At 64.5% G+C, this 2,360-nt stretch carries 3 protein-coding genes and 1 pseudogene; 3 read left to right on the top strand and 1 reads right to left on the bottom strand.

What is annotated here, in order from left to right; translation table 11 throughout:
- Window positions 1–201: 201 nt before the first annotated feature.
- Window positions 202–576 carry a VOC family protein gene (locus ACIPEK_RS46510; protein ID WP_402009067.1) on the bottom strand — a complete coding sequence of 125 codons (375 nt, stop codon included), beginning with the start codon at window positions 574–576 and terminating at the stop codon, window positions 202–204.
- Between the two features lie 202 nt (window positions 577–778).
- Between ACIPEK_RS46510 and ACIPEK_RS46505 the strand changes: the two are divergent.
- The 3 genes and pseudogenes from ACIPEK_RS46505 to ACIPEK_RS46495 all read left to right on the top strand — a co-directional run.
- Window positions 779–1,212, top strand: a pseudogene (locus ACIPEK_RS46505) (IS5/IS1182 family transposase); the annotation flags it as partial.
- A 112-nt stretch (window positions 1,213–1,324) separates the two neighbouring features.
- Window positions 1,325–2,002 (top strand): TNT domain-containing protein, encoded by a 678-nt coding sequence (locus ACIPEK_RS46500; RefSeq protein WP_402009064.1) that lies wholly within the window; start codon window positions 1,325–1,327, stop codon window positions 2,000–2,002.
- Between the two features lie 7 nt (window positions 2,003–2,009).
- The gene (locus tag ACIPEK_RS46495) at window positions 2,010–2,270 is read left to right on the top strand and encodes a hypothetical protein (protein ID WP_402009061.1); all 261 of its coding nucleotides are present in this window, start codon (window positions 2,010–2,012) and stop codon (window positions 2,268–2,270) included.
- The last annotated feature ends 90 nt before the right edge of the window (window positions 2,271–2,360 follow it).

The following is a 2,360-nucleotide window of genomic DNA, read 5'->3' as shown; positions in this document are numbered from 1 at the left end:
CAGTTTCTTGATCTGCGGCTTCGGATCGGCGGTGCGGTACATCCGTACCGCACGCTCACGCAACTCGAGCGAGTATTTCCTGGGGGCAGCCATGGCCGATGTTCCTCTCATGAAAACCATCTGACCCTCTGTCACCAAACTCCGCATCTCGGGGGAACCTCAGTTGCGGTGTGTGACGGGGCGTGGATGCCCGCTCGCGGCCTAGTTCTGCGGTGCCAGGCTGCGCAGGACGTCGAACTCGTTGCCCTCGGGGTCTGCCATGACCACCCAGTTTCGGTCTGAGCCCTGGCCCACATCCGTCTTGGTGGCGCCGAGGCCGAGCAATCTGGTCACCTCGTCCTCGGCGCTGCCGTCGAACGGGCTGATGTCGAGGTGAAGCCGGTTCTTCACGGTCTTGCCCTCGGGCACCTGGATGAACAGCAGGGTGGGCGACATCTGGCGGGCCCGAACATCCTCTACGGTCGGCACCCAGGAGCCGATCTCGACCTTGCCCTCGCTCCGGTCGATCACCTTGAAGTCCAGGACCTCGCACCAGAAGGCCGCGAGCCTCTCCGGATCGTGGCAGTCAACGGCCAACTCGGTGAACCTTACATGTCATGACTCTCCCAGATAGTGCGGACGGGACTCAGAGTATTGGACCGTGCCGACCGTCAGGCAGATCCGGGATCTTCCTGACCAGGGATATCAGTCGAGCTTGACCAGACATCAGATACGCGTCAAGCCCCCGGCAGGGACAGGTCTGCGAAGAACAGGTTCCAGGCACCGAGTGGCTTCACGCGTGACCGGTATCACCTGCACCGGCGTGCTCGATGTCGGCACGGCCACCGCCTGGACCCTCGCGAAACTGTGGCCGAACACCGTGAACGGCTCGGCACCCGCAAGGCCACTCGTGCCCTCGGCCCCTTCAAGCAGGGTGTGTTGGTCCTGCGCTGGTTCCTGGACGGGACCCGGCTGGCCCAGCTCGCCCGCGACAACCACGTCTCCCTGCCCACGGCCTACCGCTACCTGCACGAAGGGCTGAACATGCTGGCCGACCACGCGCCTCATCTGTCCACCGCCCTGGGACGCGCCGCGGCGTCCGGTTGCACCCACCTCAACCTCGACGGCACCGTCATCCGCACCGACCGCGTCGCTGCCCCCGGCCCCCATGACGCTGCCCTGTGGTGGTCCGGCAAGTGCAAGCACCACGGCGGGAACATCCAGGTCGTCTCCGGCCACGCTGCTTCGTGTCCAAAAACGGCACAGGATGGGCGCTCTGAGTGAGTGAAAGGCTACTCTTTGTCAGCTACCGTAATTGATCACCAGCGCCCGAGGGGACTTCTGAATGAACCGCATGCGCAACGTACTTGCCGTGCTCGGCATCACTGCCGGGCTGGTCACGGCCCCTGCCGCGAGCGCCTCAGCGAAGCCGGAGGACCGGGCGTCTGCGTCCGTAGTCCGGCACGATCCCTGCACAGGTGAGTTCCGCGGCGACGCCCGGCTCGGCCCCAGGTGGCTTCCGAACAGCCGACTGGCCCCTGTGGGCCCGCTTCTGAAGGGGTACAAGCGCACCGGAGTCCTGTCTCCGCAGGCTTTTCTGAAGAAGTACTGGGAAGGGCCCACCGACTCCGGCAGCTGGAAGTACCCGCCCAACGACGGCTTCGGTCAGGTCAACGGCCAGATCGACAAGGAACCGACCAAGCTCCGCTCGGGCCAGCGTCTGGACCGCTTCGGTTCTGAGTACGGCAGTTACCTTGCACCCGCTGGTGACGCGTACGCAGAGCGCGCGCTGCCACCGCAGAACCTCAACACCCGTGAAACAGGCATCGCTTGCGACTATCGAGTCTACAAGGTGGCCAAGCCCTTCTGGGTGTGGCAGGGCAGTATCGCCCCATGGTTCGAGCAGCCGGGGGGCGGTCAGCAGATCAAACTCGACGCGGTCTTCCTCGACCCGGGCCAGGGGCAGCGGCTGAACGTCAAGTGGCTGCTGGAGCATGATTACCTCAAGCCCGCCGCCGCGTAGCTTCAGCGTGGAACGCCGGGAACTGCACGCGGTGCTGAGCGAGGCAGGAGTGGCCGACGGCTACTACCGCATCGAGGGCGTTCACGAACCGGTCCCCACCCCCACGGACTTTCTGTTCTTGCGACAGGCGTCCGACGGGGCGTGGGAGACCGGTGTGTACGAACGGGGTACGTACGAGGTCATCGCCCGCCATCCGAGCGAACAGATCGCCTGCGCGCATTTGCTCCGCCTGCTCCAAGGTCCGCCGTGCGATCAACCGGCGCGCTAGTAGGGCTTTGTTAGGTACCCCAAGTGATCCTCGTTGGATAGATTGTGATCTTCTTTCAGTTGTGACTCCTGAGGAGATGGAAGAGGTCCG

The sequence above is a fragment of the Streptomyces sp. NPDC088246 genome, from assembly GCF_044741025.1.
Taxonomy (GTDB): Bacteria; Actinomycetota; Actinomycetes; order Streptomycetales; family Streptomycetaceae; genus Streptomyces.
This window is presented reverse-complemented; position numbering and strand designations above follow the sequence as displayed.